Here is a 26,943-nt window from a genome sequence, read left to right as displayed (position 1 = left end):
TAGGCCAAAAATCAGCATCAAAGCTGGTGATGTGTTGATTGAGGGCCTTTTTTTTCGCTTTTTAGTATTGCCTTTGTATTGCCCCAATGCTTGAAGGGTAAATTGCGTGTTTTGTGACACCGAGAGGCAAGGATTTCATGGTGTAGAGGTGTGGTCGTGGCTGAAAAAAATAAAGAGAATGTAATTGCTGGCTCAGATGCGCTAAATGCCCAACTTTCTGTTTCTGGTGGTCAGGTTTTTGTCGTTCGAAATGGTGTCTCAATTCCTGTCCCATTCTCCCTGACTGCCGAAAAAGATGACCTCATTTTCGCTGCCCCCAAAGCCTCGTATGTGATCATGGTGAACGGCGAACCAGTGCTCGTCAACGAACCCTGTCCAACCTGTATTCGGATTCAAGATGGTGATATTGAAGTGGTTGGTTTGGTTAATAGTGCCGATATGCTGCAAAGCACACAGTCTATTGATTTCCTCGAAGATGAATTAGCGGCCCTTCAGCGTGCAATTGCCCAAGGTGTTGATCCTACCGCTGAGTTTGAGGATACGGCAGCGGGAGAGGTTGGGTTAGGTTCATCAATATCTGGATTTGCAGTCATTCGTTATGATTACACCAGTGTTTTGCCTGAGGCTGGATTTACCACGACTGACACACCGCCAACGCCACGACTAGAGCAAGAAGATGATGTTGTTCTCATTGCCCCTTCGGGCGGAGAAAGCCTAAGTCTGACGTTAGAGGAGGGGGATTTGGCCCCCCAAGCGGGTGACATGAATTATCCGGTGACGACATTTTCTTCGGTGCTGATCTCTGCGAATTCATTAACGCTAGACCCCAATAGCTTCGTTATTGATCCAACAGTGCTTGCCACCTTATTGGGAGAATTGACCGCTGATACCAAAAGTGGCGGCCAAGCGCTGATTTATAGCGTGTCTGATGACGGAAAAGTCATGATAGGAAGGCTCGCTGACGAGACCATTTTGACTATCGCCATTAATGGCGAAGCATCAGGCCGCGGTGTTGAGTTGACGGTCACGGTGACGTTGAATGGGCCATTAGATCAGACATCAGGCGACACAACTGGCTTGGTGACGGTCAGCCCTGAAGCGATTGATATTGCATTTTCTGTGCAGGGGAAGGATACCAGTGGTAATCCCTTGACTCGTCCCGTCGACATTAATATCGCGATTCTTGATGGTGCCAATCCGACAATCAACCCACAAAACACTACCCACAACGAAAACATATTGGATTATGTCTCCGAGCCTGTCCCACTCAATGTCGGAGTGAACAGTGACTTATTGGAGTCTGTACGCTTTGTGTCTACGCCCGCTTTAGTGGCACAGCTAGCTAGCATTACCAGTAACGGTGCGGCCACTGTCTATTCGATTAGCGGTAACGAGATTTTGGTGTCTCTGGCGTCCGATCCTTCCGTCACCGTGTTTGCTATTAATTTGGTTGAATTGCCGCCACCAGGCGGTACAACAGAACCTGAAGGTGAGGGCGCGGTAGGCGCGTATGGCTATGTGTTGACACAAAACGTGTCTATCGATCAAAAATCTGCTACCGATACTGAAATTGTGCCTGTCACTGTGGTCGCGATTGACCAAGACGGCGATTCCATAACCGGTCAGTTTAGCGTGAGTTTGGTCGACGGTGATAATGCCAGTGGCAATGCGGCAGCGATTTCAGGCGACTATCAAGTGACTGAACCGGCTTCTGAAGGCAACACGCAGAGTGCAAATGGTGAAATTACACTAAATGCTGCGTCAGATAAGCTGCTTTCTGACACCTTATTCATCTCAAACTTGGAAGATAAAAACGGCGTTGCGGGATTGATCACTGAGCTTAATGAACTGACCTCCAATGGTGAGCCCGTTAGCTTTGCGGTTCAGGCGGGCACAGCGCCCAATGTGGTTGAACTGTTAGGTAGCACCTCCGATGGTTCACCGGTTATTCGTTTGACACTCACCGCGACTTCAGCCTCAGGCACGGGTGCAACGGGGGTTGATATTGCTTCAAATTTTGAACTCTATCAGCCACTTGATGAAAGTAATCAGATTCAATTCGAGACCAATCGATGGGTGAAGCTGGTCAGCACACTTAATGATCAATCGAATGCAGTTGAATCCTTTCTTATCACGGTTGAGCTGCAGATCCGAGACTCGGACAATGATCTACTGGACGCGCCTATTCCTGTCACTTATACGGTGCAAGATGGGTCTGCACCCATCATCAAGGTTAGGGATGTAGAAATCACCGATCCTGAATTCAACGCTCCCGCCAGTGAATCTATAGGTAGTTTGGGCCTTGAGACGGGCAGTGATGATATTCAATCAGTGGATTGGGATTTGACCGATGCATTTTTTGCTAGCGTTGAGGCGCTAACCAGTGATGGTAATTCGCTCAAATTGCTTTCTCAGCCCAATGATATTAATGGCACGGACAATCCCATTAACGTCGGATACACGGATGCAAGTGGCGACACCATCACTGTACTATCAATATCACTAAACCCTGCGTTAAATGAATACATAGTGACACTGTCACAAGCGATTGACCAGCCAGGCAGTGAGACCGTCGCACTTGCGCTGGGCGCAAAGGTAACAGACTCTGATGGCGACAGCACCTCAAGCACTTTCAATGTGATTATCAGAGATGGGTCGGCCCCGAGTATTGATCCTGTTGATGCGGATCTGGTGGATCCTATCAATGGCCAAATAAGTGAGCAGCAAAACCTTAGTTTAGGTTTGATGCAAGGCTCAGATGCGCTGAAATCCCTTATGTTCACGGCATCACCAGAGCTACAAGCTGTGCTTTCGGGCATCACCAGTAACGGGTATCAGACCGCGTATCAGCCTGATCCGCTTTCTTCTCTTGAAGGCAGTATTACCTTGGTGCTGGATGACCCCTCTCTATCAGCCTCATCAATACCCGCGAATGGGGAAAAGGTATTGAGCATTGTGCTCGATGTGAATGGGGACGGTAATCCGACAGGAACATACACTGTGACGCAGTTTGCGGCCCTGGACGAACCAGCATCACCGCTGATTTTGCCAATTGGGGTGAAAGCCGTGGATACCGACGGAGACGAAGTAACAGGTCAATTCACCGTCACGCTTAACGACAATGATGGCGAGCCTTCGCCAGTGGGTGTTGTTGATACGATATCTTTGACTGAGCCGGATCTAACGCCGACAGGCAACCAAACAGGTTATCCCGAATCATCATCAGGTACTGCCGTTGTCAAAGCGACTACCGACAGGCTATTGCCATCAGAAGTGCGTATTGAGAGTACCGTTGTGCCTGCTCTCGTGGCAGATCTCAACGCTGTGCTAACCAGTGGTGGTCAACCCGTTGTATTTACCTACGATGACACAACGGGGACGCTCACGGGTAAGGTGGGTAGTGAGTTAGTCATGACGTTGTCGATATCGGCGGTACAGAGTGCCGATGGTTATGGCATAGACATTACGCCGACATTGACCTTGCACCAGCCGCTTGATCATCTTACCAGCGCATCAAACAACACCTTGATTTCATTTGATGGCGATACGATCTCGATCAATGTGAAGTTACAAGCCGAGGATTCTGATGGCGATGTGATTCCCGGTGTAGTGACGTTCGAATTAGCAATCAAGGACGGACAAGCTCCCACGATTACGCAAGCACCTTCTTTAAACGTTGAAGAAAGCGACATCAATGCCAATGGTAGCGGCCCGAACAGTAATCGCTCGGGAACAACACCCGGTGGCCTTGGGAGCGACCAAGATACAGCAACGGGTAAACTCGTCATCGATTCGGGCAGCGATGCGATCAAAGATGTCTCGATTGACTTGTCCGCCTTTGCGTCGGCAAATAGCAGCAATAGTCAAAACTCGGTGGGCAATAACATTCCGTTAAGTTCACATGGCGATGTCGTCACGCTGGCGCTCACCAGCAACAATAACGGCACCAAGATTTATACTGGCTTTGCAGAAAGCCGAACCGTATTCACACTGACTCTTCTTGTTGATGGTACGTATACCTTCGCTTTATTGGGGGCACTCGATCATCCCCTCGGCAATGAGAAAAACAGTCTAGGCATTAATTTCCCCATCATTGTGTCTGATAGTGATAATGACACCGCAACAAGCAACCTTGTCGTGAATGTACTGGATGATGTGCCGTTCTCGCTCGAAACCGATGGTGTCGGTGTGGGGGGCGGAAGCATCACAACGGTGGAGGGCGAGTCTTCATCGCGGCTTACGGTGTTGCCTTCGCGCAATCGAGGTGCGGATGACGCTGTGATCAAATCTGTCACCATCAATGGCGAACAGCATGAGCTGACAGAAGGTGTTAATAACCACTTTTCCGTCACGCAAGGTGTGGGAGGGCAGGTTCTTGGTTCCTTGTTAGTGCAAAGCAGTGGCAACATTCAATTTACTGCTGTTCAAAATGTGGATCACAGCGGTTCGGCCAACAATAGGATCACTGAAACTTTCAGCTACGAGATTTTGGATGGCGATGGCGATATTGTAGTCGGCAGCACACAAATTGTGATTGTTGATGATGTTCCCCAGCTCATTGTGAGCAACGCGGAAGGCATCGAAGACCAAGGGCGACAGGGTGACCCCGACGATGATCTCATTTCGAACCCTGCGGATGGCATTCCAATTGAGATGACGGTGGATATCGGGGACAACGATCAGGGCGAACGTGTTTCTCGCGTGGTGATCGCTTTACCTTCTATCGCTCACGGGATTTTCTACGCAAACGGCACAGTGTTAGCGGTGGCGAACAATCAAATCGTGCTGCCAGCTGAGCTGTTTTCACCCAATGCTCAGAATCAACTTTGGACGCTGGAAGGCGTCACGTTTGTTCCAGATCAGGATGACTCCGCATCGTCAGGTGTTCCAACGTTTACGGCGACGGGTTTTGTGACAAACTCTGATCATTCAGAACGCGAACTGCCAAGCCAAACATTTACCGTTACGGTGGAAGGTATTGCTGATGTCCCTCGGTGGGATGAAGGTACCGTGCTGTATTACGCCATCAATGAAGACAGTGATGGTGCAGCCTTGGCGCTCAATGCGGAGCTGCAAGACATCGATGGCTCTGAAACATTGAGTTATATTCTTGCCATTCAAAGTGGCAGCGGCTCGTTGCTGTTGAACGGGACCACACTCACGCCGACGAATGGCCAATTTGTGGTGTCAGCGGCAGACATTAACAATGTGGTGGTGAAACCTGATGCCAATTTCTCTGGTGACATTACTTTAACTGTCACGGCGCAAAGTAAAGAAACGGCCAATTTCGTGGCAGGACAACAAACGGCTGACTCGGTGACACGCACATTGACTGTTGCCGTCAATCCTGAGGCAGATACGACCTCCTTGAGAGTGACAAGAGCGACTGGGGAGGAAGATCAACTCATCAACCTAGCGCCACATATCAGCCTAACTGACACAGCAGATTTAGATGGGTCAGAAGCGCTTTTCGTTCGGATCAGCGGTTTGCCGCTCGGCGCTAAATTGCTGCTCGCTGACAACAGTGAGGTTGTCTCAATTGGCCGAGTGTATGAAGTGGCCTACACGGATATTAGTGGGCTGCAATTACAGCCCCCGCCGCAAAGCAACGTTGATTTCTCACTGACCATCACGGGTGTGGTGAAAGACACGGCCGTCGTCACTAATGCTCAGGGTGTGAGTAACACCGTCACCAAAATATTCGAAACCGATCCTAAGACACTGCCTATCGCCCTTAAAGGTGTCGCGGACGTACCCATTATCAGCGCAGATTTGGGCAATGTGTGGCAGCCGATTATTGAGAACGGGGCCAATACAGGCATTGAAACCACCATTGAAGAAGACAGCTCGGTGGCCTTGTCATTTACCGTGTCTTCCGGCGAGGCCGGAACGGCATTACCCGGTGACAATTCCGAAGCCTTAACCTTATTGGTCACCAATATTCCCGCGGGTGTGACCTTGCTTGATACCAACGACAATGCCATCAATCTTGTTTACGCTGGCGTGGATGCGAGTGGCGAGGCTCAATATCAGGCTAAAATTGACGGTTTGTCTGATGTGAAATTAGTCCCCGCTGCTGGCAGCACCAAAGATATCGAGCTCACGGTGACTGTGATAGCCACGGAAGATGACGGGGATTCTGTTGCCGAAAACAAAAGCATCATTGTTCATATTGAACCCAAAATTGATGCGGTAGATTACACCCTAAATAGCCGCGGGTTTGAAGATCAGAACGTGGTGGTGAATTGGCGCCCTGATACCGATCAGGGTTACACAGACAACAACGAAAAAATTACCCATATTTCGTTCCACATGTCTACCGAAGCGATTGCCGACGGGTATACCTTAACCATTGCGGGAGATTCTTCGCCACTCGGTTTTACGGGGGGCAATGTGGTGCTGACAGCCACTCAAGTTGCCGCCCTTTTAAGCGGCGCGAATCTTTTACTTCGTGCGCCAGAAAATGCGGATAAAGACGAAAACATCGACCTTTCCGTCACCCTGACAGTGACACAAACGGATGTTGATTCGGGCGATGTTGATACGGCAGAAATCACGGGGTCGTTAGATGTTCGTATTATCGCGACGGTCGAAGATGACGGGAAAATAGCACTGCTAAATAGCAGCGACCAATCAATCACTACTGTGTCGGATAATGGCACCGGCATTATTACACTTGCGTCTGCGGATCAACGACTCGCTTTTGTCACGCCGGAAGGCATCAATACCGACGGCAGCAGTGAAGAGGTGATCTCGCAGGTCATTGTCACTTTTGTGAAGGATGCGAATGGCACACCATTAACGCAGTCCGAACAAGCGTTCTTTGATCAGTTTTATATCGTGGGGGGAATCAATAATGGTGACGGAAGCTGGACAGTTCCTCAAAGGGCATTAGATTCCATTGCCATATCGACCGATATTCCTATCACCGAACCTATTTTTATACAAATTAATGCACTGGTGCAGGATGAAGGGGATGCCGGTGAAGGGGATGCCAGTAGCCAAGTTCAACAAACGCCAATCATTTTGCAGCTTGATTTCACCGGAAGTATTACCAATACGCAGGAAGCGGCGACCCTATCGGTAGAGAGCCAAACGATTAATGGTGTGGAGGACACCTCACTGAATCTTGGCGCGCAGTTAGATGCACTAATCAAAATTGATCCCGCCAACGCAGGGTCAGATGAGCTGACGTTAGTGATCGACAGTGCATCGCTGGCGGCGGCGAACGCCAGTGTGTCGGGGATGGAGTTCAACTATCAAACCAGTGAATATGTTGCCAAAGTCAACGTGAGCGCCGACGGATCAGTGGATCTGTCTGCCATCATCCTTAATGTGCCAGAACACTTCGCTGGGGATTTCCTGCTACCTGTGAAATTGGTGACAACGGATAAACTGAGCGGCGACACCAAGCAATTGGGTACCACGTTGTCTGTTTTGATAGCGCCCGTTGTCGACGGTATTACCTCCACGGTCACCGTGGTCGGAACCAATGGACTCAATGATGACGAGCAGCCCGTTGATGACAGCGCGCAATGGGTGCCTGTTTCTAGCAGGGCGTTGGAAGATGGCATTATTGAACTCAATATCAGTGAGAAGCTGATTGATACTGACACTGATTCAACGTCCGGTATGGAAAGTATTACCTCCGTAGCATTAACGGTAGACAGTAACATGGGATTTTTTGTCGATGCTAATGGCGAGAATCCAGTGAGCAGCATGACTGTGAGTCAAGCGGAACTCAATCGTATTTTCTTCAAGCCCACTGAAAATTTCAGTGGGCTCGTCACACTCGATATGGCCACCACAGTCATCGATACTGCGGTGAACAATGATACTGGAGCGCCAAACTCAACCGCGACAAATACGATTTCAACGGATCTGTCATTTAATGTGCTCCCCGTGAATGACCCTGTACTGTTTGGCGGAAACACCCAACCAATTATCGGTGCGGAAGATGAAAATATCGCCCTGACCGGGGTGACGGCGTCTCTAAAAGATACTGATGGTTCAGAATCCATTGTCTCTGCAACAATTTCGGGTGTGCCGGGCGATTTTAAGCTGATATCAACTGGCGGTCAGCTAGTACAAAACAGTGGCGACGGTCACTGGAGTATCAGTGTTCCGGCGGGCAGTGCCACCATAAGCCTTGATGACATTGCTTTTGTGCCACCTGCTAATTTCAGCGGTTCATTGACCGTGGTATTGGTGGTTTATGCCAAAGAGAAAGCACTGACGAACCCTGTGGAGTATTCAACCACAGTGACAATTGATGTGGCGCCTGTTGGCGATAGGGTGGATACGGATATCGTGACGTCTGTTTCGGGCACAGAAGATGAAAACATCACACTGCCACTCGATATTAATGTCGTTGACAATACCGACACTCTGGACCGTAGCGGGCTAGAAGTCATCGAAAACCCGCCAGAAAATATCAAAATCATACTGACCAATGTTCCCGATAGTTCGTCGATTAGCTTGCCCGCTGGTGTGTCGCCAAGCAGTTCGGTCGAAAAACAGGGCGATGGAAGTTGGCTGGTGATTGCCGATCAAACGTCGCTTTCTTCGCTAATTTTCACGCCCGGTGACGCCAATGAACTGAATTGGGATGGAAAACTCAATGTGTCTATTAGAGCGGTAGATAACGGCGTAGAAGCGGCAAGTTCACTCTGGGTGGATCAAATCATTGATGTGACGGTTTCAGCCGTGAACGATGCACCGGAACTCACTGTGCCCGCCACTTCTCTCAGTGCGGAAGAAGAAACGCCATTGGTCATTGAATCCATTCAAGTGAAAGACATTGACGCAAAAGAAGCCAGTGGTGGCGAGATCACTGTGCGTTTGAGCGCGGTGGATGGAGTGATCAATGTTTCTGATGCTTCTCCCATTCCTTCGGGTGTCACGGTTGGCGGCGCTGGAACAAGCAGTATGCAGCTGACGGGAGATCTGGACGCCATTAATACCTTGCTCACAACGGGTATCACATACACAGGTATTACCAACTTTTCAGGGCAAGACACCATCACGGTGACGGTCAATGACAATGGCAACACGGGCACGGGTGGCGCGCTCACTGATAGTGAATCGATCACGGTTAATGTCGCGCCCAAACCTGATGTACCCACGTTGTTGTTGAATATGGCACAGACCGCCGCCGTTGGAGGAAGCGTATCAGCCGTAATTCCTTTGCTTGGTTTGGCGGCGGTGTTGACTGACCCATCCGAAACCTTGTTGGTGGAAATTCGTCATGTTCCTGCGTCGCTCACGTTTGTCGATGCAACAGGGAATCCTATTGGGACAGGGCCAACTGACGGCGTATTGACCCTTACTGCCGCTGAATTGGCGCAACTTCACGTCACAGGCAATGCCGCGGTAAATACGTCGGTAGAGGTGGTGACAATATCAACCACAACGACAGGGGAAAGCGCGGAGTCATCACCCATTTCGTTAGCGATCAACGTGAGTAATCCAGCCGATGGCCCGATATCGGCGCAGGATACCAGCGTAGAGAACGTTGTGGTGTCAGGCCATGAAGATGCAACCCTGGAAGGTGGTGAAAATAACGACACCTTGATCGGTGGTTTAGGCCAAGACATTCTTATTGGTGGTGCGGGTGATGACAGCCTTTGGGGAGGATCACAAGGGGGCAGTGACAGCAACCTCGACAGATTCACATGGTCTAGCGGCGATTTGGGTTCGGCAGGCAACCCCGCGGTTGATACTGTAGGGGATTTTAATCCTTCTACCGATGTACTCGATCTTAGCGCGGCATTGAGCGTCACTAACCTCGAGAGTTTTGACGATTTAACCCAACAACTGTCGCTGACTGAAGTGGCAGGCAGCGCTCAGTTAAACGTGTTGAGTAGCGGCAATATCTTTCAAGAAATCGTGTTTACGGGTGTGAGTTTGGATGCATTGGTCAATGATATCTCCTCTAACTTGTCCCAATCAGAATTACTCGCCGCCGTCATCAACCGAGGCAGCCTGTATTTGGGGGAAAACGTTGGTACCGCTGCTGACGATAGCTTGTCCGCACAATCAACAGGTGAAAGCCTGTTTGGCATGAATGGCAACGATACCCTGCAAGCAGGAGAAGGGAATGACATTCTCACTGGTGGAGAAGGAAATGACATATTTGTTTGGCTTGAAGCTTCACTCAGTTCGCCAGTGAATACAGACACAGTAACCGATTTGACCTTGGGGGAAGATAAACTCGATATCAGCCAATTGCTGCCTGATTTGGGTGCATCACCGACCGGTAACGATTTGCTACCGTATTTTGACCAAGCGACGGTTGAAAGTGATGGTACGATCAATCTTTCCGTTATTGCGGGTACTGACACGCAGAACATTGTCTCGCAGAACATTGTCTTGCAGAACATGGATATATCCAGCTCAGGGCTCAACCTCGTATCTGGCGCGCAAACCAGTGAAATATTGTCTGCACTGTACGAGCAGCAAGTTTTCAAATTGGAATAGCATCTGTGCAATTCGTTAAAATCGCTGCAAATAATTTCGTCTATTGAGTCGATTGTTTTTATATTGAGACTATGCTGATAGAGAACCTTGTCTATTTGGCCTCTAAATGCATCGAGATTTGGCATGAGCACAGAACACAAAACATCAATTCTGACTGAAAGCGGTACTAACGAGCTTGAAATCATCGAATTTCGGCTCGAAAAAACGCAGCCTGATGGCAGTAAAAAGCTGTGTTATTACGGAATTAACGTTGCCAAAGTACGCGAGGTAATCCGCGTACCCGATACAACGGATTACCCCAATGCGCAGCCCAATGTGCTTGGCGTTTTTTCTCTGCGTGGTAAGTTGATCCCTTTGGTTGATCTAGCAGGGTGGCTGGGTGTGCCCACGAGCAACAATATCGACACCAAAGTTGTCATCGTGACTGACTTTAATAAAATGTCTAACGGCTTTCTTGTCGACAGTGTCAGCCGAATTCACCGCATTTCGTGGGAGGAGGTGGAGTCACCAAGCCAATTCCTAGAAGCCTCCGATCAGGACTGTGTGGTTGCTGTTGTTCGTCAGGAAAGCAACCTCATCATGATCTTGGATTTTGAGAAAATCATTGCTGATATCAACCCAGAACTCAGCATGGAAAAATACGATGTTACGCAAGACAAACGCGTGGTTATTGATGACGCCATGATTGCCAAGCGAGAAGCTAAAACCATCATGGTGGTTGATGATTCTGCATTTATCCGCCGCTTGATCGAAAATACCCTTCGCTCAGCTGGTTATAACGTCATCACGGCAAAAGATGGACAAGAAGCGCTAGACTCGATGATCGAATTCGTCCGCTTATGTACTGAAGAAAACTTGCCCATTACCGAGTTTGTCGATGGCGTGGTCAGTGATGTCGAAATGCCAAAAATGGATGGTATGTATCTCGTTAAAATGCTTCGAGAAATCGAAGAGTACAAAGCTATGCCGATTGTCATGTTCTCTTCACTGATGAGTGATGATAACCGCAAAAAAGCCATGGATCTTGGTGCAAATGACACCATTACTAAACCTGAAATCGGCCGTATGGTTGGTTTGATGGATAGCTTTGTGTTGAAAGAATAATTTTGGGAATACATGACAGACCAAAACAAAAGCGCCCATAAAAGAGGCGCTTTTTCGTTTTTATGCTCTTAGCTTTATGTGAGTAGCATGTCTGCTTTCAGTGCGAATTCCTTTAGTTTGCCGCTTGAAACGGCGTTTTACGATAGGTGTAGTAAACCATCGCAAAAAACAAGACAGTACCGACAAGTCGAATCACAATATCCATACCTGGCCACATCATTAAGCAACCCAGTGCTAACGCAACTGCACGCAATGGCCAGTTAATCGGCCCTTCTAAATATCCCTCCAAACCGGCCACCAATGCCCATGTGCCAATCACCGCAAACACCGTGATTTCTAGCACTTGTGAAAGGTCGCCAGAAACGAGCGGGGTGTAGGCCATTAAGAGTGGCACCAAGTAGAGCCCTTTAGCGATTTTCCATGCTTTAAACCCTGTCGCCATAGGCGGTGTTTTGGCGATGGTAGCGGCCGCAAAAGCAGTTAAACACACAGGTGGTGTCACGTTACTGTCTTGCGATAGCCAGAAAATAATCAGGTGCGCCGCCAGCAAAGACATGCCGACCGTTGCGGCGCCCAAACCTTGCTCTAATAACGTCGCTTTGAAATCGTCGGGTACTTTACCCAGCAACTCGATAGCCGCTTCGAAAGACATGGGGGCACCCAATGCAGCAAGCTGTTCAGGTGCTATCAGCATGAAAATGGTTTTTGCTTCTTCCGGCAATTGACCGGTGGTCAGAAGCTCCATTAATTGTTGCTCCGCAATCAAACCATAAATGGCCGGTGCAGAAAGGGTGCCAAGAACAATATACGAGGCCGTCACCGGTAAACCCATACCGAGTATCAGTGAAGCAAGTGCCACCAATACCAACATCATAAACAAGCTACCGTTGGCCCATTCATTAATCATGATGGAGAAGGTATTGCCTATCCCTGTTGTGCTGATAACGTTCACCACCAAGCCAATGCCGGTCAGTAATACTGCCGTTGTAGCCATGTTGCGAGCCCCTTGAGCCAAGGCATCAAATATATCTGCAATCCCCATTCGGTTAGGAGAAAGCCAAGAAGCAACTACCACGGCGATAATGGAAATACCTGCCGCATAAGTGGGCGTGAAATCTTGAACCAGCAGTGTCACCAACACCACCAACGGGATGAGATAGTGCCAGCCAGATGCTAAAACTGAAAGTATAGATTGGGTTTCAGTTTCAACCTGATGTACCCCTGAGCGCTTGGCTTCTACGCGGACAAAAAACGCCACTGACAGAAAATAGATCAACGCAGGTGCGAACGACACTGCAATGATTTCCACATAGGGAATTTGCGTGTACGACGCCATGATAAACGCGCCCGCACCCATGACTGGCGGCATAAGCTGCCCACCGGTTGAGGCGGCGGCTTCTACCCCAGCAGCAAACTTAGGCGGGAAACCGGCTTTCTTCATCAGAGGGATGGTAATCACACCGGTCGAGACTGTATTTGCCACGCTGGATCCGGATACCGACCCCATCAAGCCAGAGCCAAGCACCGCGACAAAACCGGGCCCACCAATGATTTTCCCTGCGGCTGCGCGTGAAACATTGATGATGTAATCACCCGCACCAGATTTCACCAAAAACGCACCAAACAGAATGAACATGAAGACATAGCTCCATGAAATGCGTGAGATGGGTCCGAACATTCCTTCTGAGCTATAGAAAGCGCGATACAAAACAGTTTCAGCGGATAAGCCGGGGAAAGCAAAAATGCCATCAATCCAGCTTCCCCACCAAACCACGTAGGTGAGAGCCACCACAATTAGGCATGGAATGAACCAACCCATCGTTCGCCTAATCAGTTCTAAAGCGATTAAAATCGCAATGATTGAGAATACCCAATCCGAAGTGACAAACGTAACACCGCGCTCGTATAAGGCGTCTTCGCTAAGAATGATATAAACAAGGCACGCAACTGCTGCGACAGCGATTCCAATATCTATGGATAGTGCGAACTTGCTTTTGCGCCATTTCGCTGCGGCTGGATAGGTGAGGGCACACATGGCAGAAAAGCCCGCAAAGTGTGCGGCAGAAACCCAAAGCTCAGGCAGCGTGGCGAGCGTGTTAAACCAAATATGAACCAGTGAAAGCACAATCCCCAGCACGGTGACACATCGCGTGAGTAGCGGGAAATCGGTACGCTGAGTGAGTTCAAATTGAGAGAGAGAACTGTCTAGTTCTGAAGAAGTGCTGGCGTCGGAAGAATGGTTAGTCATGTTCCCTCAAACGTGCAGGCGGTGTGCACGACGTCCTTCGAAGTGGAATTTTGTTAAACAAAGCGGTGTAAATACACATTGTGCAAGTTGCGCTGACCGTGAGGCCAGCGCATAAGACTTAGTTTGCAATTAAATGCTCAGGAATCGTCAGGCCTTGTTCTTTGTAGTAACGCGCTGCGCCAGGGTGAAGCGGCACAGGCAAGCCAGCAATGGATTTTTCCAATGACATGGCTTTGGTTGCTTTGTGAATACCATTTAAAAACGCCAGATTTTCATAAATCGTTTTGGTTAGCAGATAAACGTCTTCATCACTGAGGTCACTGCGTACAGCAAGGAAGTTAGGCTGCGCAATGGTCTCCACTGCTTTGGTTTGGCCAGGGTAGGTGTTTGGTGCAATCACGAAACGGGTCCACAAGTTGTAGCCACCATTGGCTTCTTTCATTTCTTCGTCGGTGAAATTCAAGATAGTGATCTTGTCGCCCATTGACGCATAAGCTCGGGTGACAGCACTCACTGGTACGCCTGCAGGGGTGTTCATACCATCAACCGTGCCATTTTGCATGGCATCCGCACTTGCGCCATAGCCAAGGTAAGCGAAGTCCATTTTGTCGGTATTAATATCCAGGCCGTTTAGGATCTGTAAGCCTGAACCTTCAGTACCTGAGTTTTTCTTACCGATTGAAAACTTGTTGCCATCCATCGCTTTCATGTCAGCCATGGTGCCTGTTTTCGCCAAATCGCTCAGTACCACGAAATGCTCAACGTTCTGCCATAGCATAGACACGGAACGCAGTTCCTTTTGAGGGCCTGATTGCTTCAGCGCACCTTCGCCATTCCACGCCCAAGCGCCATATAAGCCTTGAAGAATCGCAAACTGTGCTTCGTTTTCGCGCAACAACTTAATATTCTCGCCCGATCCAGCTGAACTAATCGCTGAGAGAGAAAAATCATATTTAGGGGCAAGTTTTACTTTGCTCAGTGTCGCCAACGCTACGCCAACAGGGTAATAGGTACCGCCAGTTGATGCTGTAGCCAGAATGTAGTCGCGGTCTTCGGCTGCCGCACCGTTCATTCCGGTCAACATGATGGCAGTAGATAGCGAAAGCGTTTTAATCAATGCTTTGATTTTCATACGACTCTCCATAGTAAGCAGGTTCCTTGTGTTGCAGGGTTATCTGGTGCGATGCAGTGATTGCATCGTTTTAGTGATTGAGAAATAAACACCGAAAGGATAGCTGAAGTTGTAAATTTTTTGTTAATCGCATGCGGTAAACATTAGCGCCATCTCAGTTTTTGATGAGAAATCACTGATGCATAAGACTTTAGTCTGAGCTGTGCTTTGACTTATGATGAGGGCTTGGCAAAGAGGGAATTGAAAATGGCAAAGCCGAATAAAAAGCTTCCCACGCGTTCGGTGGACATAGTATGCGGCAAGTGCAAAACACGACTGTTCAAATACAAGAAAGGCGGCAAAGGCGCATTGGTGAAGTGCTTTAAAGAGAGAATTGTGGTCGATTACACAACCCGCCCTTGTGCATGTCCAAACTGTGGTGTTGTGTTTGCGCGAGAAACATTGGTTCGCGGCACGCCAGCCTACAAGATTATTGGTGGCAAAGCAGCGTTGAAGTAAATAAAAAGGACAGAAAAAATGGAGTGCGAAGGGAGGTCTAGAGGAAATTGGCACTGCGCAAGGGCAGTGCCAACAAAAAGCATTTAGATACCCGCGCGTTTAAACAGGCCAGCCATCAGCTTCGAGTTAGATTTCACACCCGTAGATTTAGACTTAAATTCACCTGCCAGACGCGTATCGCCAATTTCACGTGCGATATGTTGCATGGTCAAATACATGTCTTTCGCTGATTTCATGCGGTTTGCATCGTTCAGCGGCGCCAGCAGTTTCACCATTTCGGCGCCTGACATTTTGTTATCAATTGCGTGAGCTTCAATCGCTGACAACAGCTTATCCAAGTCAACGGTTGCTTCTGAGCTTTCAACGCCTTCTTTCTTCATTGCTTTCAGATTGCGGCGACGGATCTGCTTAATGATGAAAGATGGGCGGCTAATCAGTTTGTAGCCCCAAAAGCCTGCTGCGATAACGAGAGCGATACCACCGACCACGTATGGCCAGATAGGACCGGAAGATTCAGCAACAGTTTGGGCTGTAGTTACTACCTCAACGGCAGTAGAAGGTACATCAGACATCTTTTTACCTTAGGGTTCATATTGATTGGGCGTAGTGTCGCACTGTGGCACGAAAATACACTGTCGTGCTTCACATTAAAGGAAACAGGCACAGCATTGGAAGCCCGTTTGTGGAATTTTTATGCGATTTGAATGTTAACACACTGATAAGAAGCGGCTTACGTTAAATTTGAGTGAATAACGTGCGGTAAAAAATGCATGAAGATAGTTTCACAAAGGTTGCGCGCAGCGTGCATGGCCGAAGGTGAGAAAATTTGGACACATTGGTTCGCCTTATTTGCCGAGTGTTTCTCGTTTTAGTGCCTCGATTTTAGGTATGTTTACAGCCGTTAAAACGAGTTTTCGCCCTTGTTTTGGTTATTATCAGTGGCGAGATGACGAAGCGAAGATTAAGAGAGCATTGATGGACAGTAAATCTAAACTACACAGTCAAGATGTCTACTTTTGTGATGATGAGGCGCTAGCTGCCGAGCAATTGAAATGTCTAGATACTCTCTATGATTTCAACCACACAAGGCCGTCTGAACAATGCAAGCGCCAAGAAATCATGCTCAAGCTTTTCGCTGAGGTAGGGGAAAACTGCTATATCGAGCCGCCGCTTCACGCTAATTGGGGGAAACACACCCACTTCGGAAAAAACGTGTATGCCAACTTCAATCTCACCTTGGTTGATGACACGCATATATACATTGGTGACCATGTGATGATCGCCCCCAATGTCACCATCGCGACGGCGGGTCATCCCATCGATCCTGAACTGAGAAAGAAAGTGGCGCAGTTCAATATACCTGTGACAATCGGGAATAATGTTTGGATTGGCGCAAACTCCGTTGTGTTACCTGGCATCACTATTGGAGACAACTCTGTCATCGGGGCGGGTAGTGTTGTCACGAAAGACATTCCCCCCAATGTGGTCGCGGTTGGAAACCCGTGTAAGGTGTTGCGCGAAATAGGTGAACACGACAAAGCGTTTTATTACAAAAATCACAGAATTACTCAGCGGGATTAGTTTGGTTCAATCAATCAAAGCCAAAACCAATATGCATTAGCGAAAACAAACGCGATTAATCTCAACCAAAGCGCTTTCAATGGGTTTTGTAAGGGTTAACTGTGATGTCTGTAGAAATATCCCACCTTGTCTATTTTTGTCGCTCCTTGCCAACGTGCCTTTGGTGATACCCTCATTAAAACATGGTCTTATGGGTTTGTTTGGTGGTTTTTGGATGTTTAGATAACCGCCAAATCAGGGGTGTTTACATACTCACTTTGGGGCCTAATAAGTTGTTATGCTCTAGGGGGAGATTTGGTCGTAGTATCGAAGGAAAACACGGAACATTACCAGTGGGGCAATCGATGTGATGGCTGGCATCTAGTCAAATCTGAGAGTTTGAGTGTCATTCAAGAACGAGTTCCTGCTGGTTGTAGCGAAGTACGTCATTTGCATCATAAGTCAGAGCAGTTCTTCTTTGTTTTATCCGGTAGTGCCACACTAGAAGTGAATGGCGAGACTTATGAATTAACAGAAAGCCAAGGTTTTCACGTCCCTAGCAACACTGCTCATCAATTAAGTAACTTTGGCCCAGAAGACTTGCATTTTGTTGTGACATCAACGCCGCCAAGTCATGGCGATCGAGTTGAAGTACGAGCATAACAATGTCTTCAAGGTGGACGAAAAACGAAGTTAGAAATTATTGGAAGAGTCATAAATGGATGCAAGATTTAAGGACTACTTTCAGTCCTACACCAATACATTACCTGATTCGGAAGTGGCAAAAATTAGAGGTGTGGAAACTACTTACTTTTGTGATGACGAATTTAATACTAACGAGTGTGCAAGCCTAGTTGTAGAAGGCAGAAAACGGGCAACTTGCAGCGTCAAGGAAGCCTACAAAATTGAAGGAGTAGACTTCCCTAAAGTTGGACAACACCAAATAGTCCTTGATTGGGATAAAAATCCTGTTTGTATTGTCAAAATCACCAACGTTTCATTCTGTCCGTTTGGCCTCGTTAGCCGTGAATTTGCAGAGTCAGAGGGGGAAGGTGATGGTACTTATGAATGGTGGTACAAGGCTCACAATGACTTTTTCACCGAGGACTGTAAATCGTCTTATGGCCTCGATTTCGATGACTCTACTGAGTTGGTTTTAGTGTCATTTGAGCGTGTGTTCATTTGAATTTCAATTGGCACATGCTCGTTATATCTGGCGTTAGGCGAATGGAGATGCAATGAACAGCGAGAATGAAATCTTTAGAGTCAGAGAGCTTCGCGATGTCGATGCAAGCTCTCTATTTAATCTGTACTCTGGTTTAAATACTTCAGCAAAGTTCATTTCGACAGCACCTCACGATTCGGTTGAAACCACTCTCTCGAAAATCAAACAATGGCGAAAAGACTATTCAGAAAGTAATCCCAAAGTACGCGTTTATGGTGTCGCAGAAAGCCGAGATGACTTTGTGTTTGGTTTGGTTGTTTTTGTGTTTCACGAGCAACATGCTGAGATTCATTTTGGTATATCAAACAATTTTAGCAATCGAGGAATTGCGACTGAGTTGTGTCGTACTGGTCTGGAGTACTTAAGAAATTTGGGTATAAATGAAGTAAGAACTAATCCATTCGTTGGGCATATTGCAAGCGTAAGGGTGTTAGAGAAGTCAGGTTTCACCAATCATGGTACGCTAAAAAACCATGCGTGTTTTCCGACTTTGGGTGATGGTCTTTTTAATTGTGTTGATATGCGTATAAATCTTTGAAAATTGGTGATGGGGGCATTTCTCATGTTTTTAGTGGTGAATGTCTCGCACGAATAAGCGCTGGCGAAAGCGGTTCGGAGACTTAAAAAAAGCAGAGTAGGGCGACTCTGCTTTTTAGTGTTTATCACTCTGTGAACGTTTATTGCTTTCTTAGCGATACCTCCTATTTAGAGCTTCATGACCAGAGTGATGTTACATTCCGCCAATACAGATGTATTTGGTGTTGAGGTACTCATCCAGCCCTTGGCGAGCCCCTTCGCGGCCAATCCCAGATTGTTTCACGCCACCAAAAGGCGCAACTTCTGTTGAAATTACCCCTTCGTTGACCCCCACCATGCCGTAGTCAAGCGCCTCCGCGACTGCGAAGATTCGGTTGATGTCTTTGCTGTAGAAGTAGCTTGCTAGGCCGTATTCAGTGTCATTCGCCATGTTGATCAACGAGGCATCATCGTGAAAGCGAATAACGGGCGCGATTGGGCCGAAAATCTCTTCCTGCACAATGCTCATGGTGTGTTCAACATGGGTTAGCACGGTTGGCGCGAAAAATTGGCCACCGAGATCGTCGCCACCCACGGTGATATTTGCCCCTTGTGCTACCGCCTCGTTGACTAGCGTCTGGACTTTCTTCTTGGCGTTGTCGTCAATCAATGGGCCAATGCTCACGCCATCATCAAGACCATTGCCGACACTCAGCGTTGAAACTTCTGCGGCAAACTTGGTCACGAACTCGTCATACACTGAATCGTGAACGTAAAAGCGGTTAGCACACACACAGGTTTGACCTGCGTTGCGGAATTTCGACGCCAAAGCACCTTTCACAGCAGCATCAATGTCTGCATCATCAAACACAATAAACGGCGCATTTCCGCCTAATTCCATTGAGACGCGTTTGACACTTTCAGCACTTTGGCGCATCAAGATCCGGCCAACGTTGGTGGAGCCGGTGAAGGATATTTTTTGAATCTTTGGGCTGCTGCAAAATAGTTCACCCACCATCCGCGCATCGCTGCTGGTGACAATCGACAACAAACCATAAGGTAAGCCGGCTTGTCGTGCTAACTCCGCCACGGCATAGGCACTCAATGGCGTTTGTGCGGCAGGCTTGCCAATAAAACTGCATCCGGCGGCTAAGGCGGGCGCGGCTTTTCGTGTGATCATGGCAATGGGGAAATTCCACGGCGTGATAGCAGCGGCGACACCGACAGGCTGACGAACGGTCATGATGCGTCGGTCCGACAATGGCGTCGGGATGGTTTCGCCGTATGCGCGTTTGCCTTCTTCAGCAAACCATTGCACAAAAGATGCGCCATAGGCCACTTCTCCACGAGATTCAGCCAAGGGTTTACCTTGTTCAAGGGTCATGATCCGGGCGAGGTCTTCTTGGTTATCCATGATCAACTGATACCACCGAGACAGGATTTCAGCACGCTGTTTCGCGGTGGTTTTGGCCCACAATTTTTGCGCGCTCTCGGCTTTTTCAATCATCTTTTCGATGTGTTCGCGGGAGTGAGAAGGGACATAGCCCAACACTTCACCCGTAGCAGGATTATGGACAGGTATCGCACTGTTCACGTTTTCACACAGAGAAGAGAGCAGGGAGAGGTTTTTTATCCGTTCCATCATTGGCTTCCATTGTTAAACCGAGGCGTTTGAACTCTAGCCTAACTGGGTCTAACTGTTGGTGCAACAGTCAGTGTGTACCTGAATCTAAAACAAGATAAGAAGGTTTAGATATTGTGAAGTGTGAAATATATCGAACGAACGGGCGCATTCAGATGAAAAGCGGGGGGTAAGTCATTCGAAAAGTATGGTGGGGAAATTATCAAAGAAGGCCAGCGATGTCGCTGGCCTTGCGAATGACTTATTTAGCGACGTTACCCGCCACATTCATGATGTCCCATGTTCTGGCGAACGGTGGGGCATAGGCAAAATCCATCATGCCAAGTTGGCTGGTGGTCACACCCATGGTTATTGCGACAGCCATGGCATCTATGCGGTGAACCGCGCCTTTGTAGCCAATTAATTGTGCGCCAAGAATACGTTTGGTTTCTGCTTCATAGACCAGCTTCATATGCATATCAGACTGACCTGCACAGTAATTGGTGTGGCATTTGTCTTTGATGGTGATGGTTTTCACTGTGAAGCCCGCATCGATGGCTTCGCGTTCCGACAGACCCGTACGGCCTGCTTCTAGCCCCAACACACGCACACAACTGGTGCCGAGTGAGCCAGGGAACTGCAAAGGTTCGCCATCGATCTGTGCAATATTGTCACCGACCAAGCGACCTAGTTTGTTTGCGCCAGTCGCCAGCGGAACATATTGGTTGCGTTGAGAAATGGAATTCCATATCGCCGCACAATCACCTGCCGCCCACACATCCGGTAACGAGGTTTTGCCTTCACGGTCTACCACGATGGCGCCGTTTTGCAGAGTTTCGATGCCCGTTTCTTGTAAGAAATCGGTGTTGGGTTTGACGCCTGTACACACCACCACCAGGTCAGTGGCGTATTCGCCTTTGTCGGTGATCACGCCAGAGACTGCGGTTTCACCTTTGATGGTCACCAGTGATTCAGACGTAAGGATCTCGACGCCCGCTTTTTCCAATTCTGTGTGAATATGCACACTGATTTCTGCATCAAAGGCATCAGGGATCAAGCGATCTGCGCGTTCAATCAAGCGAACCTGTTTGCCTTGATGGAGCATGGCTTCTGCCACTTCCAAACCGATAAAGCCCGAACCAATGATGGTGACATGCTGGCAGCTAGCGTCTTGAACCGCTGCTTTGAGTGAAATGCCGTCGTTCATCACGCGCAAAGTATGCACGCCTTTTTTGTCTAGGCCTTCAACGGGTGGCAACACTTCACGTGCACCGGTGGCGATCATCAATCTGTCGTAGTGGGTTACGAACAGGTCGCCGTTATGCGAGATTTCGAGCTTCTTGTTTTCTGCATCGACTTTTGTGACGCGATGCCCTGTGTTTACCGTGATACCTCGCTCAGCGAACTGCGCGGGGGTAAATTCCGACATGTAGCCGCTGTCGCTAAATTCATCCGCCACGTAATAGGGCAGACCACAGGCCCCGAAAGAGATGATTTCAGAGGCTTCATAAACAATGATTTCCGAGCTTGGATTCACGCGACGTGCTTTTGCAGCAGCGCTCATGCCTGCCGCTTCACCGCCAATAATGATGATTTTCATTTTGGATTCCTCATGGGCACATTGCCCTGAAAACAGGAAATGGGAGCTAACGCCCCCAAAGTATTATGTTATGACTTTTGTACCGTACCTATCGAGATGACTACGCGGTAGCGTCTTCACCATCAAGGTTCAGCGGTTTGTCATCGTTGAATACCGCCATGTCTGTTTGACCCATTAGCTTACTGGTCACAGAGCCAGCGGTGACAGAACCGGATACGTTAAGCGCGGTACGGCCCATATCAATCAACGGCTCAATAGAAATCAACAGACCCGCGAGCGCGACGGGGAAATCAAGCGCTGACAGAACAATCAGGGCTGCAAAGGTTGCGCCGCCACCAATACCAGCTACTCCGAACGAGCTAATGGTGATGATGGCAATCAGCGTAACGATAAAGCTAATATCCAACGGGTTGATGCCCATGGTTGGCGCGATCATCACGGCTAACATGGCAGGGTAGATACCCGCACAACCGTTTTGACCAATGGTCGAACCGAAAGAAGCGGCAAAGTTGGCGATACCATTTGGAATGCCCAAAGCTTTTTCTTGTGTTTGAACGTTCATCGGAATCGATGCTGCACTGCTTCGCGATGTGAAAGCGAACGTTAGAAGAGGAATGATTTTCTTCAGGTGACGAATCGGGTTTAAGCCGAGCATCGCGATGATCGCTAAGTGAATCGCGAACATGGTAAACAGCGCACCGTATGAAGCCATAACAAAGCTTGCTAGGTTAACGATATCCGCGTAGTTAGAGCCTGAAATCACTTTTGTCATTAGCGCCAGAACACCGTATGGCGTTAAACGCAGTACCAGCGTCACGATACGCATGACGATAGCTTTTGCCACGCCAACGAAATGTTCAAACGATGCAAACACCTCAGGTTGCTTCTTCGCGATACCTGTAGCAGCGATGCCAATAAAGATAGAGAAGATAACGACTGCGATCGTGGACGTTTTACGCGAGCCTGTCATATCCAAGAACGGATTCGCAGGAAGGAATTCTAAGATCATATTGGCGAAAGACAGGCTTTCTACGCGACCCAGATTGGTTTCCAATGATTGACCGCGAGCGACTTCCGCTGCGCCAGCCGTTAGGCCTTCAGCGGTGAGACCAAACATGAGTGACCAAGCAATACCCACAAGCGCAGCAATCATGGTGGTTACCACAAGTACGCCAATAGTCATGCCACTGATCTTACCAACAGATGAACCACCTTTTAGCTTGAGGATGGCAGAAATGATAGACACCATCACGAGTGGGATAATGATCATTTGCAGTAGCTTGACGTAGCCTTTACCGACAATGTCGAAGTAGTCGATGCTGGTTTTAATAATGTCGGAGCCGGCGCCGTAGTACAGCTGTAATAAGCCACCAAATACGACACCCAAACCCAGGCCAGCAAAAACACGTTTGGTAAAAGGAACATGCTTAGCTTGTAGTGTGTACAAGAAATAGATAAGTGCGGTGAATATCGCGAGGTTCAATATAACGCTTAAGGCCATTCTTTAATCCTTAAATTCAATAGCGGGCTAAATGTAAAATAAATTCGTGCTTTCTTCGTGTTCTTTATTCGGTAGTGAAAAAGAAATACTCAGTGAGTAAAAATCTTGCTGCTGTGGCGTCTAGTTTCTAACGATATGCAAGTCTGAATAGCCCCTGCGCACTGTATGGCAGCGATGATAGAGCAGTCATGCGTGCATATAAAACCAAACTGTATAACCAAAAGTTATATGTTATAAATTGAGCAGAACTTGAATGCTTTCAGTTCAAATGTAATTGTTCACTGATATTTTTGTTATTGAATTGTTTGCAATGTAATATTAAAAGTGATGTTATTTATCTGTGTGTTTTTTAAATTTCCTCCTAAAAATTACAGTGGTTCTTTCTTTTAATGATATTTATGTTTCCTAATTATTTAAAAAGAATATACGTTGCTTGATAATTGTTTTGCGTGACGACCATCGACAATTCTTCATTACTTATTTCGCGAATGTTTCTCACTGTTCTACTTTGACGGCTTTTTGCACAATCATGCTCAATTTCACATCAGTAATTAGAACCCAAATGCAATAAATTCAATTGCTTATGTCGAGCTGTTTGTTTTTCACACTATGCATCTTTTTAAAAAAAAGATTACCGAATTGTGTGGTGTATCACTTACAAATCCTGATGTGATGTAGATCACTTAAACTTGCAATATGGCAGTTGTTTTTTGAACTAGATTGTTACTTACGCCCTGCACTTTTTATGGGGTTATAAGAGCATGGTCTCAATGGGGCCTGTCTAAATGTCTGTTAAATATAAAAAATATAATCATGAGTGGCGGTGATCAGTGAGGGGAACATCTATGAGAAATTTGCGTTTGTTCGTGTTGGCTTTTGTGTTGGTCAATGCCATCACAGCGTGCCAATCCACATCGGAACCTGCTCAGGTAGCCAGCGAAACCAATGGGGTGTCACAACGAAGTCAAAACACACTTCAAATCTATGAACAAGCCAAATCGGACTACGCCCGTTGGCTCGCTAAGATGGAAGAGAGTCAAGCATTGCGACTTTACAGCAATGATATTGTTGAAGATTTATTTGAAGCATGGGAAGAGGCGGTCGATGTTTATGAAGACTTCGATTCAAACCCTGCCAAAGCCACAGAAAGCTACTCAGTGTTTTCATCTGGGACTTACGCCGAAACGTTTGATAAGCGCATGGTTAAGGTCGCGACGTTGCACGCTGAACTGTTAACCCTTAAAGAAACGGCTGACAGTTTGCTCGCTGAAGCCATTGCAGAAATGACATACCTGGATACGATCAATGCAGAAGCGTTGTTCGGGTCTCGCTATAACCGTATTGCGCGCGACTATCGAAATTTATTTGAGTATGTGGCAGACAACGATTTGGATGATGCTCAAGTCAAACAAGTGCAGTTTTTGGAGAAGGCGAAGGAGTTGGAAGTGGCGGTAGCATTACAAATCAATGTTGTTCCACTGAAAAACCAACTTGCCTTGTTACGTAAAGAGGGCTTCAAATCTGTCGCCCCCATTAGCTACACCAAAGCGGGGGCAACGCTAGAAAAAGCCGAAGCAGTGGTGACGGTTGATCCACGCGACACAAGTGGAATTGATCAAGCAGTACATGCGGTGAAGTTCGAGCTTGAGCACCTCAAACATATTGGTTTGGAAGTAAAGCGATTTAGAAATATCGATGACGGAAAATTCGAGCCTTTGATTTTGGAACTTGAGAATCAACTCCATCGTATTGCCCAAGCGCTGGAGAAGGGCGATCTGCGAGATAAGCCGATCAAGCAGCAAACGGCTGCGCTGGCCAGCAAAACAGAGGCGTTAGTACAGACGTTGAATAGCAAACCTGATGTCGACCCCGAGTTAAAGCAGCTAATGGCGAAACTTGACGCGGTAAATACTGACCTGTCATTAGCAGAGCAAGACAAGGAAACCTTGTCTGCCCAAGTGACAACATTGGAAGCAAAAAAGGTGTCTGATGAGAGTTTGATTGATGATTTGCGTATGGTCATCGACACGATTAAACCCAAAGAGGTGAACGCGTCGCCGGTGAGTGAGCCACCCTCCGCATCTGACGTTAATGCTGAAGCGCTCGTTGTAGAGCAACCGAAAGCGTGAGTCTGCTTCTATACGTTGCCGCTACATAAGTTATCGCTAGAGTTTGATAAAAAACACGAGAAGCTAAAAAAAGAAAGCGCCGATGATGGCGCTTTCTTTGTATCCAAATACTGATTATAAACAGGTATCACGCGCAGATTAATTGATCGTCACACATCAAGCCTTAAGTAGCAGACATTATGCTGTGAGGTAGTAATGATGGTTCGCTTTCTTTGCCAACACACCGTCTTTCATCATGGTGTCAAATAACGCATCCACATCATCAGTCGGTAGCAAGAAATGTTTGCACACGGCTTTCTTTGAACAAGTGATCACGCCGTTTTTCACGGCCAATTCTACTCGTTGAGCCAATGTCAGATCAGACTCATCTTGCTGCGTATCGATATTGCCATTTGCGACAAACTCGCTCTCCATGTCTGGCTTGTGCTCTAGATAACCCACAGGTTGACTAATGGTTTCTGGAGTAATGTCAATTTCAGTATGGTGCTGATAAAAACGACGGAAACGTGTTTCTTCACCAATTACACCAACGAAAAATGCGGCGAACAAATCAAGCAAGATAGACAAGAACACCACTAAGCCAAACTGAGCAGTTTGCTGCGACACTTGAAAGGCGTCGGCGAGGCTATCAATCAAGCCAATTGCCGATCCTTGCGCGACAGGCGGCAATGAATCACGCTCTTCCGCTAAACGTATCTGTTCTTCACGAAGGGTGTTGTTTTGCGCCTGAATGCGGCTTACTCCAGTGGCTATACGTTCCATTTGAATGTATTTTTCTGCCGCCAGATTATTCAGATCGATTTGTTTTTCGATGGCGTCAATTTGGCGGTTATAGGCATCGACTTTGGCTTGTTCAATCGCGATCACGCTTTGCGCTTTGTTGGTGGCGCTATTAATGCCACCAATACTGCCGCCGATCGAAATGGCTGCCAATACGAGGTAAAACACCAACGCGGTGAAAGAACCCATGTAGTTACGATGGGCACGACGCTCACCAAATTCGTACCAAGCGTAGAATTTTCCAGCCTCAAAAATGATCGCCAAGGTGCCGAACAGTGCTTTCATCATCGGGCTGTCATCAATCGACAGAAAAAGCAGTAGTGAAAATACCGTTGAAGTGACCACGGCAGCGCCAGTAAAGCTGTAGACGCTGATCATGGCGAAAGGGCCTTTAGGGTAGCGATACCCGAGCATAGTTTTGTAGTGCATAGTTATCTTTCAAGTCACGGTATGAAGGGCGGGGAGGATACCGCATTGACGCCGCACCTTCCGCAACTGTGACCTAACTAACAGTTTGACTGCTTGTTTCACAGTCAAATCGTTAGTGTTT

15 protein-coding genes are annotated in these 26,943 nt (G+C 47.7%); 8 read left to right on the top strand and 7 right to left on the bottom strand.

The genetic code is table 11. The annotated features are described in order from the left end of the window. The first annotated feature begins 156 nt into the window (after positions 1-156). On the top strand, positions 157-10,479 hold the full coding sequence (locus AB8599_RS07980; protein WP_407330373.1) for a retention module-containing protein: 10,323 nt from the start codon (positions 157-159) through the stop codon (positions 10,477-10,479). Between the two features lie 123 nt (positions 10,480-10,602). After that, positions 10,603-11,583, top strand: coding sequence for a chemotaxis protein CheW (locus tag AB8599_RS07975; RefSeq protein WP_407330372.1), 981 nt, complete (start codon positions 10,603-10,605; stop codon positions 11,581-11,583). A 112-nt stretch (positions 11,584-11,695) separates the two neighbouring features. Here the strand turns inward: AB8599_RS07975 and AB8599_RS07970 are convergent, their stop codons facing one another. Next, positions 11,696-13,831: a TRAP transporter permease gene (locus AB8599_RS07970; protein ID WP_407330371.1), complete on the bottom strand. Its 2,136-nt coding sequence runs from the start codon at positions 13,829-13,831 to the stop codon at positions 11,696-11,698. Positions 13,832-13,949: 118 nt separating this feature from the next. Next, positions 13,950-14,963, bottom strand: coding sequence for a TAXI family TRAP transporter solute-binding subunit (locus AB8599_RS07965; RefSeq protein ID WP_407330370.1), 1,014 nt, complete (start codon positions 14,961-14,963; stop codon positions 13,950-13,952). Positions 14,964-15,209: 246 nt separating this feature from the next. Here AB8599_RS07965 and AB8599_RS07960 point away from each other — a divergent pair, with 246 nt between their 5' ends. Then, on the top strand, positions 15,210-15,461 hold the full coding sequence (locus AB8599_RS07960) for a hypothetical protein (RefSeq protein ID WP_407330369.1): 252 nt from the start codon (positions 15,210-15,212) through the stop codon (positions 15,459-15,461). A gap of 83 nt (positions 15,462-15,544) precedes the next feature. On the opposite strand, the gene AB8599_RS07955 is transcribed toward AB8599_RS07960, so the two are convergent. Continuing rightward, entirely contained in the window at positions 15,545-16,033 is a 489-nt protein-coding gene (locus AB8599_RS07955) for a hypothetical protein (RefSeq protein ID WP_407330368.1), read from the bottom strand. A gap of 403 nt (positions 16,034-16,436) precedes the next feature. Here AB8599_RS07955 and AB8599_RS07950 point away from each other — a divergent pair, with 403 nt between their 5' ends. From AB8599_RS07950 to AB8599_RS07935, 4 genes are all read left to right on the top strand, one after another. Next, complete coding sequence (locus AB8599_RS07950; RefSeq protein ID WP_407330367.1) at positions 16,437-17,042, top strand: sugar O-acetyltransferase; 606 nt, start codon at positions 16,437-16,439, stop codon at positions 17,040-17,042. A gap of 294 nt (positions 17,043-17,336) precedes the next feature. Continuing rightward, on the top strand, positions 17,337-17,684 hold the full coding sequence (locus AB8599_RS07945) for a cupin domain-containing protein (protein ID WP_407330366.1): 348 nt from the start codon (positions 17,337-17,339) through the stop codon (positions 17,682-17,684). A gap of 55 nt (positions 17,685-17,739) precedes the next feature. Further along, a complete protein-coding gene (locus AB8599_RS07940; protein ID WP_407330365.1) occupies positions 17,740-18,207 on the top strand; it encodes an ASCH domain-containing protein in 468 nt (155 codons plus the stop codon). Between the two features lie 52 nt (positions 18,208-18,259). After that, positions 18,260-18,784 (top strand): GNAT family N-acetyltransferase, encoded by a 525-nt coding sequence (locus AB8599_RS07935; RefSeq protein WP_407330364.1) that lies wholly within the window; start codon positions 18,260-18,262, stop codon positions 18,782-18,784. A 192-nt stretch (positions 18,785-18,976) separates the two neighbouring features. Here AB8599_RS07935 and AB8599_RS07930 read toward each other — a convergent pair whose 3' ends face one another. The 3 genes from AB8599_RS07930 to AB8599_RS07920 form a co-directional block, all read right to left on the bottom strand. After that, on the bottom strand, positions 18,977-20,404 hold the full coding sequence (locus AB8599_RS07930; RefSeq protein ID WP_407330363.1) for an NAD-dependent succinate-semialdehyde dehydrogenase: 1,428 nt from the start codon (positions 20,402-20,404) through the stop codon (positions 18,977-18,979). Positions 20,405-20,645: 241 nt separating this feature from the next. Then, entirely contained in the window at positions 20,646-21,983 is a 1,338-nt protein-coding gene (locus tag AB8599_RS07925; protein ID WP_407330362.1) for a CoA-disulfide reductase, read from the bottom strand. A gap of 100 nt (positions 21,984-22,083) precedes the next feature. Continuing rightward, the gene (locus AB8599_RS07920) at positions 22,084-23,484 is read right to left on the bottom strand and encodes an L-cystine transporter (protein ID WP_407330361.1); all 1,401 of its coding nucleotides are present in this window, start codon (positions 23,482-23,484) and stop codon (positions 22,084-22,086) included. An 845-nt stretch (positions 23,485-24,329) separates the two neighbouring features. Between AB8599_RS07920 and AB8599_RS07915 the strand changes: the two genes are divergently transcribed. Further along, positions 24,330-25,613, top strand: coding sequence for a hypothetical protein (locus AB8599_RS07915; RefSeq protein WP_407330360.1), 1,284 nt, complete (start codon positions 24,330-24,332; stop codon positions 25,611-25,613). Positions 25,614-25,790: 177 nt separating this feature from the next. On the opposite strand, the gene AB8599_RS07910 is transcribed toward AB8599_RS07915, so the two are convergent. Next, entirely contained in the window at positions 25,791-26,822 is a 1,032-nt protein-coding gene (locus AB8599_RS07910) for a Preprotein translocase subunit SecY (RefSeq protein ID WP_407330359.1), read from the bottom strand. Positions 26,823-26,943: the final 121 nt, after the last annotated feature.

This window comes from Enterovibrio litoreus (assembly GCF_045679545.1).
Classification (GTDB): Bacteria; Pseudomonadota; Gammaproteobacteria; order Enterobacterales; family Vibrionaceae; genus Enterovibrio.
This window is presented reverse-complemented; position numbering and strand designations above follow the sequence as displayed.

Excerpts from the sequence above, each read along its gene's own strand:
- AB8599_RS07975 (WP_407330372.1), top strand. The coding sequence starts at position 10,603 with ATGAGCACAGAACACAAAACATCAATTCTGACTGAAAGCGGTACTAAC.
- AB8599_RS07970 (WP_407330371.1), bottom strand. The coding sequence starts at position 13,831 with ATGACTAACCATTCTTCCGACGCCAGCACTTCTTCAGAACTAGACAGT.
- AB8599_RS07965 (WP_407330370.1), bottom strand. The coding sequence starts at position 14,963 with ATGAAAATCAAAGCATTGATTAAAACGCTTTCGCTATCTACTGCCATC.
- AB8599_RS07960 (WP_407330369.1), top strand. The coding sequence starts at position 15,210 with ATGGCAAAGCCGAATAAAAAGCTTCCCACGCGTTCGGTGGACATAGTA.
- AB8599_RS07955 (WP_407330368.1), bottom strand. The coding sequence starts at position 16,033 with ATGTCTGATGTACCTTCTACTGCCGTTGAGGTAGTAACTACAGCCCAA.
- AB8599_RS07950 (WP_407330367.1), top strand. The coding sequence starts at position 16,437 with ATGGACAGTAAATCTAAACTACACAGTCAAGATGTCTACTTTTGTGAT.
- AB8599_RS07940 (WP_407330365.1), top strand. The coding sequence starts at position 17,740 with ATGGATGCAAGATTTAAGGACTACTTTCAGTCCTACACCAATACATTA.
- AB8599_RS07935 (WP_407330364.1), top strand. The coding sequence starts at position 18,260 with ATGAACAGCGAGAATGAAATCTTTAGAGTCAGAGAGCTTCGCGATGTC.
- AB8599_RS07930 (WP_407330363.1), bottom strand. The coding sequence starts at position 20,404 with ATGGAACGGATAAAAAACCTCTCCCTGCTCTCTTCTCTGTGTGAAAAC.
- AB8599_RS07925 (WP_407330362.1), bottom strand. The coding sequence starts at position 21,983 with ATGAAAATCATCATTATTGGCGGTGAAGCGGCAGGCATGAGCGCTGCT.
- AB8599_RS07920 (WP_407330361.1), bottom strand. The coding sequence starts at position 23,484 with ATGGCCTTAAGCGTTATATTGAACCTCGCGATATTCACCGCACTTATC.
- AB8599_RS07915 (WP_407330360.1), top strand. The coding sequence starts at position 24,330 with ATGAGAAATTTGCGTTTGTTCGTGTTGGCTTTTGTGTTGGTCAATGCC.
- AB8599_RS07910 (WP_407330359.1), bottom strand. The coding sequence starts at position 26,822 with ATGCACTACAAAACTATGCTCGGGTATCGCTACCCTAAAGGCCCTTTC.